This is a genomic window from Lachnospiraceae bacterium oral taxon 096 (genome assembly GCA_018141845.1).
Classification (GTDB): Bacteria; Bacillota; Clostridia; order Lachnospirales; family Lachnospiraceae; genus F0428.
On the sequence record CP073340.1, the window covers coordinates 2,144,282 to 2,161,043 of the forward strand.

Genomic DNA, 16,762 nt, shown 5'->3' on the forward strand with positions numbered 1-16,762 from the left:
AAAACACCCTTCCCCACAATAGTAGAAAAGCCAGCGCAATCACCAAAAAGGGTGCAAGTGCCAGCTTTTCTTCTAATTTAGGGGAAATATTGTTATTTCTCTTTTCAGACGAATTATCCGGATAACTTATTCTATCAAAAATAGATCTAATTTTTAGGAATATCTTCATCTTGCTTCACATACTCACTTTCTGTCTTCTTATATTCGATGACTTGATTCTTCTTAGCATATACCATTCCCAATCTCTTTGTTGCCACTTCATACACATTATTCAAATCAATATAAGAGTTGATGCGATTTTCCAATTCATTGTTCTTTGCTTTTAAATTCTCCAACGCTGCCTCTTGTTTTGTAATCTCTCTCTGAGAAATTTTTACTTTCGTATTAAGAGCAGCAGTATATACTGCACAGGACAGAACAACTAATCCTCCAACTAAGGCAACTACCTCAAAAAAAGAAACTCTTCTCTTTTTTCGAGTCTTTTTCCTTGGTGCCAACTTCTTCGCCACCTTGGTTGTCGAAGTTGGCACGATTTCTCTCTTTTGTGCAGCACTTCCATAGACATAATCTTCCCGTACCTTTGTGCGTACCTTGGTATTTACTCGGTTATCTCTGTCGCTCACTCGCTATCACTCCTTTCAAATACCCTCAATTTTGCACTCTTTGCACGAGAATTATCTTCTAACTCTTCCTGTGAAGGTAAAATTCCTTTTCTTGTCACAATATGTCCCTTGCTCTTTTTATGACATACACATACAGGAAAACTCTTTGGACAAGTACAAGGATTTTCATTCTTTCGAAATAATTGCTTGACAATTCGATCCTCGAGAGAATGAAAGGTAATAATTGACAATCTTCCACCTGGCTTTAATAAATCAATCATTTCATCAATTGTATTTTCCAACACATCCAGCTCTGCATTGAGTTCAATGCGAATGGCCTGAAAAGTTCTCTTTGCAGGATGCCCACCAGTAACTTGGATCTTCATCGGGATGGAAGCACGAATAATGTCAATCAACTCTCCCGTTGTCTCAATTCTCTTTTTTTCTCTCGCCTTTACAATATGCTTTGCAATATTCTTGGCAAATCGATCTTCTCCATAATCACGAATTATGCGATATAAGTCTTGCTCATCATAATCATTGACAATGTCCTCTGCGGTTCTTTCCATTCGCTGATCCATTCGCATATCCAATCTTGTGTCTTCACGATAGGTAAATCCTCTTTCCACTGCATCGAGCTGATAAGAAGAAACGCCAAGATCTAGATAAATTCCATCTACTTTTTCAATGCCCAAATCCCTTAAAACTTGCCCCATGTGGACATAGTTATCCCTTACAATTCTTACACGATCAGCAAAAGGTGCTAAACGCTTTGTTGCTGCCGCAATTGCATCAGCATCTTGATCAATGCCCACCAATAGTCCATTGCTTGAGAGCTTCTCACAGACCGCATAGGCATGTCCTGCTCCCCCCAGTGTTCCATCCACATAAATTCCATCTGATCGAACTTGCAATGAGTCCACAGTCTCATGCAACAGTACAGATATATGCTTAAAATCCATTTTTCTTCCTTCCATTGTTTGAGTACTGTATTCTTAAAACTATTGCTTTTAGTTTATGTTAATTCCACAAAAATTTCAAGTATTATCCCTTCTTTTTGCGAACAATTGTAATAACAGAAACGACCACACAAAGTATAGCCAACATTTGAGAAACAGCAATATTTGTGCCCGGAACAAGCAAGCTATCCGTTCTTAATCCTTCGATCATTGCTCTTCCTAATCCATATCCTCCGATATATAGCCAAAACATCTCTCCCTCAAATTTCTTCTTCTTCCGATACCACAATAAAAGAAGGAGCAAGCACAAATTCCACACTGACTCATATAAAAATGTAGGATGGACTTGGATATAGTCTACGCCATTGACTTGCACAAGATGATGTAACACCGCATCACTTAACATATTTGGATTGACAATACTCTTTTTAATCTGCATAGCAAAAGGTCCGTTTGTATATCCTCCAAAAGCCTCTGCATTAAAGAAATTTCCCCAACGCCCTAAAATTTGACCAACCAAGAGTCCAAGTACTGCCGAATCCGCCAGCGTAAAAAAGCTCACCTTTTTTGCTCTAGAATAAACAAATGTCGTAATTGCTGCCGCAATCACTCCACCATAAATGGCCAGACCACCTCCCCGAATATTTAAAATTTCTAGGGGATGATTCTTGTAGCTATCCCATGAAAAAATAACATAGTAAATTCTTGCCCCAATCACGCCAAAGACAATCCCAAATAGGGCAAGATCCATAATTAAGTCAGGATTGAGTCCTCGTCGCTTCATATCACTAGAGGCAAGAAACATTCCAAGTAACATACCTGTTGCAATAATAATACCATAAAAAGCAATCGCAAAGCCAAATACACTGATATGATTATGTAAATGTTCAATTGTAATCCCCAAGTGAATAAACTTTAAATCGTATCCCATTTTCCCCTTCCTTTCTCTAAATTCTAATGACGAATTTTATCACAAAATTCTCCTTTTGTCACTTCTCTATTACAATATAAAATTTGATAGTATCTAAGTTCTGTGCTATACTATGACGATAGTACTGATTAAACTCATGGTATTTTTCTTCCACAACTTAAATACAGAAAGGATTTATTGTTATGAAACTAGGCATTGTAGGTTTGCCAAATGTGGGCAAAAGCACATTATTTAATTCTTTGACAAAGGCTGGAGCAACCGCAGCCAACTTTCCATTTTGTACAATTGACCCAAATGTCGGCGTAGTGGCTGTTCCTGATGCCCGACTAAAAGCACTTGGTGATCTCTATCACTCAAAAAAGGTAACTCCTGCCGTTATTGACTTTGTCGATATTGCCGGACTGGTTAAGGGGGCCAGCAAGGGCGAAGGACTTGGAAATCAATTTCTTTCCAACATTCGAGAGTGTGATGCCATTGTCCATGTTGTTCGCTGTTTTGATGATGTCAATGTCATCCATGTCGATGGCTCTGTCGATCCAATCCGAGATATTGAAACCATTAATTTAGAGTTAATTTTCTCTGATATTGAAATTCTTGATCGAAGAATTGCCAAAACTTCAAAGATGGCAATGAATGATAAGACTGCCAAGAAGGAGCTTGAGATCTTAAAGGAATTAAAAGCAATTCTTGAGGACGGAAAACTTGCAAAGTCATACGAAAATGATGACGAGGATGTGATGACCTTTGTCAAATCTTTGGGTCTAATTACCTTTATGCCAGTTATCTTTGCTGCCAATGTTGCTGAGGACGATTTAGCCGATGATGGTGCAAGTAATCCTTATGTCAAGCAAGTTCAAGACTATGCAACTCAAAATAACAGCAAAGTATTTGTTGTGTGTGCTCAAATTGAGGAAGAAATTTCTCAACTCGATGATGACGAAAAGGCAGAATACCTTGAGGCTCTTGGCATTAAAGAATCCGGACTCGATAAATTGATCCGTGCAAGCTACGACCTTCTTGGTCTTTTAAGTTATCTTACCTCTGGAGAAGATGAGACAAGAGCCTGGACCATCAAAAAGGGAACTAAGGCTCCTCAGGCTGCCGGAAAGATTCATACCGATTTTGAGCGAGGATTTATTCGTGCTGAGGTCATCAATTATCAAGATCTATTAGATTGTGGCTCCAGTGCTGCTGCTAAAGAAAAAGGCTTGATGAGATTAGAGGGCAAGGAATATGTCGTGCAAGATGGCGATGTCATCTTATTTAGATTTAATGTATAACACAAAAAGAGAGTTTCCACCAATCACTGGAAACTCTCTTTTTTGAGTTTTTTATTGACTTTGAAGCTCCTTATTTGCCTTTTCCACTTTCAGATTTACAAGTATAAAAGTTATCAACACATTAAAGATCATAGGAAGCCATAAGTACATAATATAAAGCATATTTACACAGGACTGTGGCTGAGTTGTGGCATTCTGAACATATCCGCTTGCTGCAAGCATCCAACCGGCTATAGCAGTGCCCAGTCCTCCACCTACCTTCGTTCCAAAGGATGTACAGGAATACATTGTACCATCCACCTTTTTACCGATCGTAAGTCTTGTATACTCTGATGTTGTTGCAATAAGTGCATTCATATCACCTTGAAGAGGACTCATACCAAATGCTGCAACAGCTGTAAAGAAAAGCATAAGCGGAATACTTCCCATATATCCTGCTATAACCACTCCCAGACGACCTGCTGTTCCGATCACATATCCTACTATATTTAACTTGTACATACCATTTAACCTTGTGACAAGAACCGGTGTTATAAGCAGCCCCACAATCATAGGAATATTGATAGCCCATGAGAAGGTTCCAAACAACCTGTCAGTTCCAAGTACATACTTCATAAAGTAAATGCCCATTCCAAGTGTAGCCGAATAAAGCTGCATCAAAAGGTAAGCGCCACAAATCATCAGAAAATATTTATTGTGAACAAGTATTTTAAACGCATCAATCAGATTGTATTTTTCCTGTGCCTCATCATCCTTTTTTCCTTCAGAGAGTTCTTCTTCTGAAATCTTAAATGTATCAATCAGATTGTATTTTTCCTGTGCCTCATCATCCTTTTTCCCCTCAGAGAGTTCTTCATCTGAAAGTTCTCTGACGGATAATACTGAAATGGTATTTGATATAACTCCGATTATTGCATATAGAATAGCAACTGTTCTCCACGCTGCCGCACCGCCACCAAGTTTTTCCACAAATCCGACTGTCACAGCCTGAATAAGCATACTGGTTCCAAATGCAAACATAAATCTTAGAGATCCCATCTGCACTCTCTCCGAATTATTGTTTGTAATAAGTGCGGTAAGTGATGAGTATGCAATATTGTTGGCTGTATAAAATCCTGCATTTAATAATGTATATGCTATAAAAAACCATGCATACTGAGCGGTACTTCCCATATCCACAGGTATACAAAATATCGCTGCCAAACATACGGCACATCCAAAATATCCATAGAGCATCCAAGGCCTTGCCTTACCCATTTTCGTCTTGGTCTTATCAATCATGGCACCAAAGAACACATCACTGATACCATCAAAAATCTTTGAAATCGCAATCAATGTTCCTACTATACCGGCATTAAGCCCTATGATATCTGTTAAATATATCATTACAAATGCAGCTAAGAGGGCATAGACCACATTTCCTGCTATATCATCGGAACCGTATCCTACCTTGTTATACCACTTTAAATATTTCTTTTCTTCCATAAAAATTCTCCTTTCCATGTATTTTTACTTGACAAAAGGTATTATACTGATCGCAAAATCAAACTTGATATCATCAAATCTATACTTATCTGTCACTACTGGTCCACAGCTGTTTGAACCTATACCGTTTAGAGCATAATCAAGACAAAGTACTGTGCTGTCTGACTCTTCAAGTTCAAAATTATGTGCCGCCCTTTCAAGCTCCTCCTGCGTATAAATAGAGGCATTAAATGAGAAAGTTTTTTTAGCTGCCGCCACCATACCGAACTGTCCGTTTGCAAGCTCCACATAGTCACAGTCATAGTGGCTACCGTTTTCCTGTGGATTTATATAATCTTCATGCATCTCGCTCAACTTTGCTCTATATATACCATGACTTGTTGACTGATGTTTATCTATATAGCTCTCATAAGGTCCCATGCCGAAGTATGCAATATTTTCAAGCTTCTTATCAAGGAATAATCTTATTCCAAATCTTGGTAAGTCAGGGAACTCTTCATCCTTTACAACTTTGATGGAAGATGTTATTCCTCCCATACAGTCAATTTTCCAAACAATATCCGCATCCAATATCTTTTGAATACTTGCAGCAGACATAGAAGTTTTTACAGATATCTCAACACACTTTTCCGACTGTATAATCTCTGTTTTATAAGCTCTTGCATATGCTTCATTATACTTTGCCTTCTTCCATTCCAACTTTGCATACATGTCATTATCTGTAGGTGCTCTCCAGATATTAAGCTCCATAGGTCTGTTGATATATTCCCTTCCGGCAAATACTAAAGATTCAAACATTCCGTTTTTCTTACTATAGGTATATGTGAAAGTCTTACCCTTAATAATTACCGATGTATCATCTTCTGCTACTTCCATATCAGATACCGTAACTTCTCTTTCCAGCCATTTCACTGTATTTTGATTTCTTCCATCTTCATTTTTAATCTTCAACTCATCAAATCCAAGTTCATATCCTTTTGGAATCAAAGGCATTTCCTTTTTAAGTATATAGATCAGTTTAAGGAATACCTTGCCTTTATTTGGGATCTTTATCCTAAGTTCAAGCTCTTTTTCACTATGTGCCTCTATAGAAGGAAGATCTAAGTTTCCGGTTTCAACACTTATTCCGTCACAGCTCACTTCATAATTAACATCTATAAAGTCCTTCAGATCATCAAAATCCATATAATTGTGAAGCACCAGTTTTCCACTTTCTTCATCATATGAAACCACCCTTGCAGGTCTGTAGACATTCTTATATTCAAGCAGTCCTGTATGTGGTCTTCTGTCCGGATATACAAGCCCGTCCATACAAAAATTTAAATCATGTACTTTTTCTCCATGGTCACCACCATAGTAGTACATAGCTTTACCGTTTTTTGCTGTGCCCTTATATATTGCATGGTCACACCACTCCCATACAAAGCCTCCACACATAAGATCATTTTCATAAATAAGTTCAAAATAATCCTCAAAATCTCCGGGGCCGTTTCCCATACTGTGACAATACTCTACCAGTAAGAAGGGTTTGCTTGCATCATTTTTTAGATACTCTCTGATTTCATCAAGTGAAGGATACATTCTACTGTATATATCCAGATGATCGTAATTGTACACTACATCATAATTTCTGTATCTTGCACTCTCATACTGTGTAATTCTTGAAGGATCATACTCTTTTGTCCACTTAAGTGCCTTTTCAAAATTGCAACCGTAGGCACTCTCATTTCCCATTGACCACATTACGATAGAAGGTCTGTTCTTCTCCCTCTTTACCATAAGCTCTACTCTGTCAAGAATAGAAGCTTCCCAAGCTGGATCATCCGCTATCTTCTCATTCCATCTTTTGAACCTGTTGTAGTCGGTATCCTCTTTTCTGTAAATCATAACCGGACCATGTGCCTCAATATCCGCCTCATCAATAACCATAAATCCGTACTTGTCACATAGCTGATAGAAATATGGTGCATTCGGATAATGACTACTTCGGATAGAATTGAAATTATGCTGCTTCATTAAAGTAAGATCTTTTATGATTTGCTCAATACTGATTGTAAATCCTGCTATAGGATCCGAATCATGTCTGTTTACTCCTCTAAACTTTATCTTTTGCTTATTAAAATAAAGCACCTTATCAATGATCTCAACTGTTCTGAATCCTACATATTCAACAATAGTCTCCGCCTCTGTTTCAAGTATCAAGGTATAAAGATATGGATTTTCAGTATTCCAAAGAACAGGATTTAAAACTTTAAACTCTATACTTCCGGTTTCCTCTATTTTACCTTTTGCTATTATACTTTTGGCTTTATCTTCCAGAGTTATTTGTACCTCTACTGGATCTGTAAGTTCGATATCAAGTTTTAACTTTTCTCCCTCTGTATTAACTTTATAATCTCTTATAAAAGCCTGTGGTCTTTTCAAGATATACACATCTCTGAAAATTCCGGTCATACGAAATTTATCCTGATCCTCCAAATAAGATCCGTCACACCATTTCATTACCAAAACAGCAATGGTATTCTTTCCGTTTTTTACTACATCTGTGATATCAAATTCACTTGTAGCATGTGGTACCTGACTGTATCCCACATATAAACCGTTTATCCATAGATAAAAGCAGCTGTCAACACCTTCAAAATTTAAGAATGCTTTTTTGGCTTTCTCATCCTCTTTATATTCAAAATCATAGACATACGCTCCACATGGAATATCTTGTGGTACATAGGGAGGATCAAAAGGAAAAGGATATTTTATATTTGTATACTGATGATGATCATAGCCCTCATTTTGCCACACTCCCGGTACCTTCATATCTGAATAATCTGATACATCAAATCCCTGCTCAAAAAATTCTTCCTTTACATCATAGATACTTTCAAAATATTTAAACTTCCATATGCCGTTTAAAAATTGAATCCTGTCCGAGCCCTTGCGATTCTCTACAAGATCATCCATTCGCTTTGAAGCCGGAATATAGTATGCTCTTGCCGGCATAGTGTTCTCATGTAAAACCTTCAAGTCCTCATAATAACGCGGTACAATCATTTTAACCTCCTTTTGTATGAACAATATCATACTATAATATTACCTTTTCAATTTCGTACTTCATTAAGTTAGCTTGATTTTAGTATTTTTGTAGTCTTTTGTCTATAAACTATAATGGATTTAATATGCACAAAATGATACAATTATATAAACTTTAATTTAGGAGGTTATATGTATTTAAATTGTGGATATATGAATAACTCCGCCATAGACTTCAAGGATAAATCTAAACCACTTATAGTGGGAAGCTGTGGCACCTATCGTCTGCTCACCAAGCCGAAACTTCCTACTTATCGACCTCGTGGTCGACTTGACTATCAGTTGATTTATATAAGTGCAGGAAAGGCATATTTTCATTTTAATCATAAGGACAATGAAACTGTTATCACAGCAGGAAATATGGTTTTGTTTCGTCCGAAAGAATTTCAAAAATATGAATATTATGGTACATACAAAACTGAGGTGTATTGGGTACATTTCACAGGAGGTAATGTAAAAAATATTTTAAGAAAATATGGTATCCGTGATGATCTACATTATTTTTTTGTGGGTACATCCTTGGAATATGAAAGAATATATAAGAAAATGATATCAGAATTGCAGCGTTGTCAGGATCACTATGAAGAACTTCTGTCAATACTTATGCAACAGCTGCTCATTGGTATACATAGGGAACTTCAAAAAGATAGGAAAATCTCAGATATCTATCTGGACAATGAAATGGATATGGCAACACAATATTTCAGTGATAATTATAGTAGCGAAATAAGCATTGAAGAATATGCCACATCAAGGGGTATGAGTATAAGTTGGTTTATCAGAAACTTTAAAAAATATTCTGGCACTACACCTATGCAATTTATTGTTTCAGCCAGAATATCCAATGCACAGTTGCTTCTTGAAACTACAAAATATTCCATATCCGAAATTTCAAGAATTGTCGGATATGATAATCCGTTATACTTTAGCCGACTTTTTCATAAGATAAAAGGATTTTCGCCTTCAGAGTATAGAAAAAACATCCTTTGAAGGCTTGTTTCAAGTTCATCGAAAAACAAAATGGATGCTACCTGTAAAGTACAGGATAGCATCCATTTGTTCTGTTTAGTCCATAACATATATATTGAATTCTGAGTACATATCACCAATCGCTGGAAACTCTCTTTTTTTATCCCTCTTGTCCAAAGACTTGCTCTTTTAACTTCTTTCCCGTTGGTGTCGCAGCCAATCCTCCTGCTGCTGTTTCTTTTAGAGAGCAAGGAAGTGCATCTCCAACTTCACGCATCGCATCGATGCACTCATCTGTTGGAATCTTTAATTCAATTTCCGAAAGAGCCATATCTGCGGACGAAAATGCAATCATCACACCAGAGACATTTCGCTTGATACAAGGGATTTCCACAAGTCCCGCCACTGGATCACAGACAAGACCTAGCTGATTGACAATCGCCATTCCAAGGGCATCCGCACATTGCTGTGGTGTTCCTCCCTGTAATTCAACAAGTGCTGCTGCGGCCATTCCCGAAGCCGACCCACATTCTGCCTGACATCCACCCTGTGCCCCTGCAACCGAAGCTCTCTCTGCAACAACCATGCCAAATGCCCCCGCTGTAAAAATCGCTCGAATAACATCTTCTTTCTTTGCTCGTCCTTCTTCGTACATACTTACCAAACATCCCGGCAATATCCCACAACTACCTGCTGTCGGTGCTGCAACAATCTTTCCCATCGCCGCATTGCAATTGGAAACCGCCATTGCCCTTGCCATTGCCCGAGTCAAAAATCTGCCACTCAATCCCCCTTCGGATTTATTGGCATACTCCATCATTTGATATCCCTCGCCACCAGTTAAACCTGAAGTCGAACGCAAAGTTTGATTTGGCTTTGCCGATTCAATCATCACCAAGAAGCTCTCTTCCATTTTTTGAAAGATTTCTTCTTCGCTCATTTCTAATTGCCGTGCCTGGTCTTTGATACAAATGTCGCTAATCTTTTTGTTTTCTCTTGTCGCAATATCCACTAGCTCTTGAATTGAATTGTACTTCACCACTATTCCTCGTATTATATAGTAGTAGTTTTTAGAGACCCTCTCCAAGGTCTTTATAACTATTAAGTCATAGTCTTTTCTTTACCTCTTCCGTAGGTTCGACTATGATATATAAGATACTGTGGATTGGTTATTTACTCCTACCACTTGATGGTTTTAGAAAGGCCCCAACCACAGTCTCTTTGCTCATTTGTTAATCAGTTAGATACCGCATGACGGTTTATTTAGAACGAGGCTACAATCGCAAGGAGTCCCTGTGGTTCTAAAACAGTATCAAATACATTTTAAAGGAGATTATTATGATTTATGTAGGAATTGATGTCGCTAAGGATAAGCATGATTGCTTTATCACAAACTCTAATGGAGAAGTATTATTTAAAGCTTTTACCATTTCTAACAGTCAAGATGGTTTCAATGACCTTTACCAAAGAATAGAATCTGTTATGGAAGATATAACAAAAGTAAAAGTAGGACTGGAAGCTACCGGACACTATAATTACAATCTTTTAGGTTATCTCATTGATAAAGGTCTGACCACCTATGTCATCAATCCGTTACATACAAATCTGTACAGAAAAAGTCTAAGCCTTAGACTCACGAAAACGGATAAAGTAGATGCCCGCACGATTGCTTACATGCTCATGTCTGATGTGAACTTGAAGTCCTACTCAGATACATCTTACCACAACGAAGAATTAAAGTCATTAACTCGTTATCGTTTTGATAAGGTAAAAGAACGTGCCAAACTAAAAACTTCCGTTTCAAGACTGGTCTGTATCTTATTTCCTGAATTAGAAAAACTTGTACCAACACTTCATATGACATCCATTTATGCATTGCTTTCTGAATTTCCCGGGGCTAAATATGTAGCTGGTGCACATCTTACCAGACTTACAAATCTTCTTTCAGATGCATCTAAAGGTCGATATGGTAAAGATACCGCCATAACTTTCAGGGAAGCTGCAAGGGCTTCTATCGGCTCAAATATGCCAGCCAAATCTCTTGAACTAAAACACACCATCAAGTTGATACTGGAACTTGCTTCTGAGATTGATGAAATCGAAAATGAAATCAAAATTATCATGGATGAAATTAATTCTCCAATTCTCAGTATTCCAGGTATCAACTATCGTATGGGCGCTATGATCATTGCCGAGATTGGCGACTTCAGTCGGTTTGATTCTCCTGATAAAATCTTGGCTTATTCCGGATTTTCACCATCAACATATCAATCAGGGCAGCTTGACTCAGCATACTCCCACATGGAAAAACGAGGTTCCAAATACTTACGATATGCTCTGTACAATGCTGCCAAGTATGTTTGCCACTGGGATTCGACATTTGCCAGGTACCTTACCAAGAAACGAGCTGAAGGCAAGCATTATAATGTTGCAATATCTCATGCCGTCAAAAAACTGGTTCGAGTTATTTATCATCTTGTAAAATCGAATCAGCAATACATTAAAGTAGCTTAATTAACTCTAATTCAATACTCCTTTTTCATGCACCTATCATGATGCTCTTTTTGTCATGCAGTTTTCAAAGTGCAAGGAGCTCTAACTGTATTCCGAATATATCTAAAATACATTTCTGTACTTTATTTAAAAAATATCATTTTAGGGCTTGACTTTTAATAGTTAGTCTTTCTATATTGCCCGAATCAATACTGCATTGTGCACATATTGAACACGCTTTAAATCATCAATCAATTCTTGTGATGGCTTGTCGTCAAGTTCAATGGTCATCAAGGCCAGTCCACCCTTCTCCTGTCTGGAAAGCTTAAAATTATTGATGTTTAAATCTCTATACTTGATATGAATTAAATTCGTCACCTCTGCAATAACGCCTGGCCGGTCATCATGCAAAATTAAAATGGTTGTATAATCCCCATTAAAGTCCACACGCATGCCATTGACATAGTCCACACGAATATTTCCACCGCCAATACTTGCTCCCTGCACACTGCCTGTTGCACCACTTTCGCATTGAAAATAAATGCGAGCTGTATTGGGATGTGCACCTGCAATATCCTTGGCAATAAAGCGATAGGAAATATTTTTTTCTTTAGCAATTTTAAGGGCATCTCGAATTTCTTCGGCATAGCTGTGATATCCCATCACACCAGCAAGGAGTGCACGGTCAGTGCCATGTCCTTTATAAGTTCTTGCAAATGAACCTGAAAGCTCAAAGGTTACATCCACAATTTTGTCATCATTGGCAATTTTATTGACCACATGCCCTAACCGCACTGCTCCTGCTGTGTGAGAACTTGAAGGTCCAATCATAATAGGACCAATCATTTGAAATATATTCATCTCTATTCTTCGTCGTCAAAATCACCCATAATTTCATTAAACTCTTGTTCGTCTAAGAGCTCATCAAAGGCATCTGATACAATCTCATATTCCTCATCGGTTTCAATATTTGTCAACTCTGGCTGACCATCTTCTAGCTCACGGTAGCGGTACAAGTAAACATTTTCATTGTTCTCGTCCTCTGGCATTACCGCAATATACTCCCTGTCATCTGCCTCAAAAATAGTCAATACAACACAATCAATGGTGGAATCATCTTCCAAGGTAATCGTCACTGTTGTCTCTTCTCCGCCAAAAAGTCCCTCTCTATTTTCTTCCATGTCTTTCTTCCTTTCTATAATTCATTCCTATAGTATAACTTTGGCACTCCCTTTTGTCTACAAAATTTCTTTCACAAAGTCTGACAATTCTGCTTTCTTGTGAAAGCTAGAATCCGCGCTATAAACATACAATCGGTCTTTTGCTCTGGTCATCGCCACATAAAACATTCTTCTCTCCTCTTCCATATCCTCTATAGCTTTGGCCTTTCTATGGGGCGTAATACCTTGATTACAGTCAATCATATAGACAATTTTATATTCCAACCCTTTAGAAGAATGAAAGGTCATCAATCGAACCCCTATTTTTTCTTCTTGTTTCTTGGTCTGTGCCAATTTTTCCTTGTACTCTTCCATATGAGAGAACCAATCAAGGATGGTCTCAAAACAGTCAGCTGATTGCTCAAGCTCACCTAAAATATCAAAAAGTTCATCTTCTTCTATGCCATGATATTGGGCATATTCTTCCAAAAATTCATCATAGCCGATTCCCTTTCGGATAAAGCGCACGGCCATCCCTGGTCGCATATTTTGAATTGCTCGCAAGTTTGTCTTCAGTTGAGCAATACGCTCAATCATATAGGGTTTGTCCTCATAGTACTTAAATAAATCTCTTATTTGACCATCCGAAAACTGCAATGCTTCTCTCTTAATATAGCGATTTGGGCGATTACAAATGCGAAGTAAATCCCCTCTCTTCGCCATTCCAATAGATAATCTCAAATAGGACTTGATATCTCTGGCAATCCAATGGTCGTAGAGATTGGGAATATTGTCCTTCATCACAAAGGGAATATTATATTGCATAAGCATCTCCGTCATCAAGCGAGGCTGTAAATTTGTCCGATAGAGAATCGCAATATCATCCAGAGAATGACCTGCTTTGACATAATCGCTAATATCATCAATAATGCTCTTTACTTCTTGATAGACATTTTTAAATCGAATAACATCCACTGGCCTGCCATTCCCTCTTGCCGCTGTAATTTGCTTTTCAAATCTTTCCTTATTGTGAGCAATTAATTTCCCTGCCGCCTCAATAATCTGTGTAGTGGAACGAAAATTAATATCGAGTAATACTTTTTTTACTTTGGGATAGTCCTTTGCAAAGCCGAGCATAATCTCTGGCTTTGCTCCTCGAAAGCGGTAGATGGATTGATCATCATCTCCCACAATCGTCAAATTTGCCCTTTCCCCTGCGATGAGCTGAATAATTTCATATTGCATTCGATTGATATCTTGAAACTCGTCAACCAAAATATATTGATAGCGATTTTCACACGCCCTCCGAATATCTTCTCTTTGTGATAACAATTCATATGTCATCACGAGCATATCCTCAAAGTCAATTTTCTTTCTCTCGCTAATGCTCTTTTCATAATCCACAAAAATCTGTCGAAAAAGATCAGCTGGACAGCTATGTGCATAGTAGTGCAAGATATCCATTCTCTCTTGTTTTACAATGGCAATTTCTGAAAGAATTTCTGTGCCAAGTCCCACAACATCTTCGCTCTCCATCTGATTTTTCTTCATCAATTCTCTGATAACATCATATCGCTCAGCATCTGTAATCACCTGGTCGCCTCGATAGCCATAAGCTGTTCGCAAAAGATGAAAATAAACAGAGTGAAAAGTTCCCCAAGTCACTCTTTCACCCTGCTTATCTGGCATTAACTTGATAAATCGCTCTCTCATTTCCACTGCAGCTGCTTTTGAGAAGGTGACAACCAAGATATTCTCTGGTCGAATATTTTGCTTTTCAATCAAATGACAAACTCTGTGGGTGATGACAAATGTCTTCCCAGAGCCAGGACCAGCTAATACCATCATTGGTCCTGCTCCAAACTCCACAGCCTCTCTTTGACTCTTACTGTAATTTATCGATTCCAAGTTTTATCCTCTGTAGAGACTCCTCTTTTCCAAGCACTTCCATAATTTCTGTTGCACCCGCTGGTGTCGATTGCTTTCCAGAAAGTGCTGTGCGAAGTGGCCACATTACAAATCCTGTCTTTACTCCAGTTTCTTTAACATACTCTGACAATCGTGCAAAGAGGGCATCATTTGAAAAATCCTCCTGTGCCTCAAGAATTGGCAAAGTCTCTCTCAATACCTTCAATGAAGTTTCTGTATTGCTCTTCATCTTTTTGTGATTGTACATCTCAATATCATACTCTGGCATTTCTTCAAAGAAATCAATTAAATCCTTGATGTCTGGGAATTTCTCAATTCTTGACTTAACCATATTTGAAATTTTTCGAATATCCAGAGGCTTTTTAATAACGGCCTCAATATATGGCTTGGCAAGTTCAAAAAACTTCTCCTCATCCATTGCCTTTAAATACTCTCCATTCATCCAACCAAACTTAACCATATCAAAAACAGCTGGAGATTTGCTGATATTGTGGTAATTGAATTTCTCTACCAATTCTGGCAACGAAAAGATTTCTTGATCGTCTTCTGGTGACCAACCAAGAAGTGCCACATAGTTGACAATGGCCTCTGGCAAATACCCTGCCTCCACAAGATCTTCAAATGATGCGTGACCACTACGCTTTGAAAGTTTTTTGTGTTCTTCATTAGTAATGAGTGGGCAGTGAACATATACTGGCACTTCCCATCCAAAAGCCTCATAGAGTCGATTATATTTTGGTGAGGAAGACAAATATTCATTTCCACGCACAACATGAGTAATTCCCATCAAATGGTCATCGACAACATTGGCAAAATTATATGTTGGATATCCATCTGACTTAATCAATACCATATCATCAAGTTCGGCATTGTCCACAGAAATATCTCCGTAGAGCTCATCATGGAAGGTGGTCTTTCCCTGTGTCGGATTATTTTGTCGAATAACATATGGCTTATTCGCAGCTAAATTTGCCTCCACTTCTTCCTTTGAAAGACCAAGACAATGCTTATCATAGCTCATAATTTCTTCGCCATTGACTGTTCTTTTTAGTGTAGCCAAGCGCTCGGCATCACAAAAGCAATAGTAGGCCTCTCCTTTTTCCACCAGCTTTTTTGCATATTCTAAATAAATGCCCTCTGCTTGTCGCTCGCTCTGCACATAAGGACCGCAACCACCGTCCTTATCTGGTCCCTCATCATGTACAAGCCCTGTTTCTTCCAGTGTCCTATAGATAATTTCTGTTGCACCCTCAACAAATCTTTCTTGATCTGTATCTTCAATGCGCAAGAGGAAATCCCCTCCCTCATGTTTGGCAATCAAATAGGCATAGAGTGCTGTTCTCAAGTTGCCCACATGCATTCTTCCTGTTGGACTTGGTGCATAGCGTGTTCTAATCTTTGTCATTCTTTTCTCTCACTTTCGTTATTATCGAAATATCGGCACAGCCAAAAGACTGTGCCGACATCATCTCTATAAATTAATCTTAATCTCTGGTGCTTCTTCACCGTTGACAACAAAGTAAGCTGCCGAATCATCTGCATTGATATAGACATCCATACTCTTGATGCTTACATCTTTATGTATATCCTTGTATGCTTTCTTTGCTTGTTTTACCAAAGCGTCAATATCTACATCTTTACCACCAAATTGAACTGCAGCCTTTACTTTTGTAACTACTGCCTTCTTTGGTGCTGCTGCCTTCTTTGTCTCTGTCTTTGGTGTCTCTGTTGTCTTTGTTGGCTCAACTTTTTTTGTCTCTGCCTTTGGAGCCTCTGCTTTTGGAGCCTCTTTTACTGCTACTACTTTCTTCTCAACCACTGCTGCCTTTGCTGCTGCCTTTTTGTTTGCTCTCGCATTTGCCATAGT

At 38.2% G+C, this 16,762-nt stretch carries 14 protein-coding genes; 3 read left to right on the forward strand and 11 right to left on the reverse strand.

Annotated features, from left to right (window positions below; all coding sequences use genetic code 11):
* Nucleotides 1–146 precede the first annotated feature (146 nt).
* From J5A74_10355 to lgt, 3 genes are all read right to left on the reverse strand, one after another.
* A complete protein-coding gene (locus J5A74_10355; protein QUI95745.1) occupies nt 147–623 on the reverse strand; it encodes a cell division protein FtsL in 477 nt (158 codons plus the stop codon).
* On the reverse strand, nt 620–1,564 hold the full coding sequence (gene rsmH, locus J5A74_10360) for a 16S rRNA (cytosine(1402)-N(4))-methyltransferase RsmH (protein QUI96895.1): 945 nt from the start codon (nt 1,562–1,564) through the stop codon (nt 620–622). The genes J5A74_10355 and rsmH overlap by 4 nt, the downstream gene beginning before the upstream one ends.
* Nucleotides 1,565–1,646: 82 nt before the next feature.
* Entirely contained in the window at nt 1,647–2,492 is an 846-nt protein-coding gene (gene lgt / locus J5A74_10365; protein QUI95746.1) for a prolipoprotein diacylglyceryl transferase, read from the reverse strand.
* 182 nt (nt 2,493–2,674) lie between these two features.
* On the opposite strand from lgt, the gene ychF reads away from it, so the two are divergent.
* Nucleotides 2,675–3,772, forward strand: coding sequence for a redox-regulated ATPase YchF (gene ychF, locus J5A74_10370; protein ID QUI95747.1), 1,098 nt, complete (start codon nt 2,675–2,677; stop codon nt 3,770–3,772).
* 51 nt (nt 3,773–3,823) lie between these two features.
* On the opposite strand, the gene J5A74_10375 is transcribed toward ychF, so the two are convergent.
* Together J5A74_10375 and J5A74_10380 are read right to left on the reverse strand one after the other, a co-directional pair.
* Nucleotides 3,824–5,257, reverse strand: a complete 1,434-nt coding sequence (locus tag J5A74_10375; protein ID QUI95748.1) for an MFS transporter — start codon at nt 5,255–5,257, stop codon at nt 3,824–3,826.
* 24 nt (nt 5,258–5,281) lie between these two features.
* On the reverse strand, nt 5,282–8,305 hold the full coding sequence (locus J5A74_10380; protein ID QUI95749.1) for a DUF4981 domain-containing protein: 3,024 nt from the start codon (nt 8,303–8,305) through the stop codon (nt 5,282–5,284).
* A gap of 171 nt (nt 8,306–8,476) precedes the next feature.
* Here J5A74_10380 and J5A74_10385 point away from each other — a divergent pair, with 171 nt between their 5' ends.
* On the forward strand, nt 8,477–9,334 hold the full coding sequence (locus J5A74_10385) for an AraC family transcriptional regulator (GenBank protein ID QUI95750.1): 858 nt from the start codon (nt 8,477–8,479) through the stop codon (nt 9,332–9,334).
* Nucleotides 9,335–9,473: 139 nt separating this feature from the next.
* Here the strand turns inward: J5A74_10385 and sdaAA are convergent, their stop codons facing one another.
* The gene (gene sdaAA / locus J5A74_10390; GenBank protein ID QUI95751.1) at nt 9,474–10,355 is read right to left on the reverse strand and encodes an L-serine ammonia-lyase, iron-sulfur-dependent, subunit alpha; all 882 of its coding nucleotides are present in this window, start codon (nt 10,353–10,355) and stop codon (nt 9,474–9,476) included.
* Between the two features lie 296 nt (nt 10,356–10,651).
* On the opposite strand from sdaAA, the gene J5A74_10395 reads away from it, so the two are divergent.
* Nucleotides 10,652–11,827, forward strand: coding sequence for an IS110 family transposase (locus J5A74_10395; protein QUI95752.1), 1,176 nt, complete (start codon nt 10,652–10,654; stop codon nt 11,825–11,827).
* Nucleotides 11,828–11,998: 171 nt separating this feature from the next.
* Here J5A74_10395 and sdaAB read toward each other — a convergent pair whose 3' ends face one another.
* From sdaAB to J5A74_10420, 5 genes are all read right to left on the reverse strand, one after another.
* Nucleotides 11,999–12,667 carry an L-serine ammonia-lyase, iron-sulfur-dependent subunit beta gene (gene sdaAB, locus J5A74_10400; protein QUI95753.1) on the reverse strand — a complete coding sequence of 223 codons (669 nt, stop codon included), beginning with the start codon at nt 12,665–12,667 and terminating at the stop codon, nt 11,999–12,001.
* 2 nt (nt 12,668–12,669) lie between these two features.
* Entirely contained in the window at nt 12,670–12,987 is a 318-nt protein-coding gene (locus J5A74_10405) for a DUF1292 domain-containing protein (GenBank protein ID QUI95754.1), read from the reverse strand.
* Between the two features lie 57 nt (nt 12,988–13,044).
* Nucleotides 13,045–14,865 (reverse strand): ATP-dependent helicase, encoded by a 1,821-nt coding sequence (locus tag J5A74_10410; GenBank protein QUI96896.1) that lies wholly within the window; start codon nt 14,863–14,865, stop codon nt 13,045–13,047.
* Complete coding sequence (locus tag J5A74_10415; GenBank protein QUI95755.1) at nt 14,852–16,300, reverse strand: glutamate--tRNA ligase; 1,449 nt, start codon at nt 16,298–16,300, stop codon at nt 14,852–14,854. Before J5A74_10415 ends, J5A74_10410 begins: the two co-directional genes overlap by 14 nt.
* Before the next feature lie 66 nt (nt 16,301–16,366).
* The gene (locus tag J5A74_10420) at nt 16,367–16,759 is read right to left on the reverse strand and encodes a hypothetical protein (GenBank protein ID QUI95756.1); all 393 of its coding nucleotides are present in this window, start codon (nt 16,757–16,759) and stop codon (nt 16,367–16,369) included.
* Nucleotides 16,760–16,762: the final 3 nt, after the last annotated feature.

Coding starts and splice junctions, on each gene's coding strand:
- lgt (QUI95746.1), bottom strand. CDS start 2,492: ATGGGATACGATTTAAAGTTTATTCACTTGGGGATTACAATTGAACAT.
- J5A74_10420 (QUI95756.1), bottom strand. CDS start 16,759: ATGGCAAATGCGAGAGCAAACAAAAAGGCAGCAGCAAAGGCAGCAGTG.
- J5A74_10385 (QUI95750.1), top strand. CDS start 8,477: ATGTATTTAAATTGTGGATATATGAATAACTCCGCCATAGACTTCAAG.
- J5A74_10395 (QUI95752.1), top strand. CDS start 10,652: ATGATTTATGTAGGAATTGATGTCGCTAAGGATAAGCATGATTGCTTT.
- ychF (QUI95747.1), top strand. CDS start 2,675: ATGAAACTAGGCATTGTAGGTTTGCCAAATGTGGGCAAAAGCACATTA.
- sdaAB (QUI95753.1), bottom strand. CDS start 12,667: ATGAATATATTTCAAATGATTGGTCCTATTATGATTGGACCTTCAAGT.
- J5A74_10375 (QUI95748.1), bottom strand. CDS start 5,257: ATGGAAGAAAAGAAATATTTAAAGTGGTATAACAAGGTAGGATACGGT.
- rsmH (QUI96895.1), bottom strand. CDS start 1,564: ATGGATTTTAAGCATATATCTGTACTGTTGCATGAGACTGTGGACTCA.
- J5A74_10405 (QUI95754.1), bottom strand. CDS start 12,987: ATGGAAGAAAATAGAGAGGGACTTTTTGGCGGAGAAGAGACAACAGTG.
- J5A74_10380 (QUI95749.1), bottom strand. CDS start 8,305: ATGATTGTACCGCGTTATTATGAGGACTTGAAGGTTTTACATGAGAAC.
- J5A74_10415 (QUI95755.1), bottom strand. CDS start 16,300: ATGACAAAGATTAGAACACGCTATGCACCAAGTCCAACAGGAAGAATG.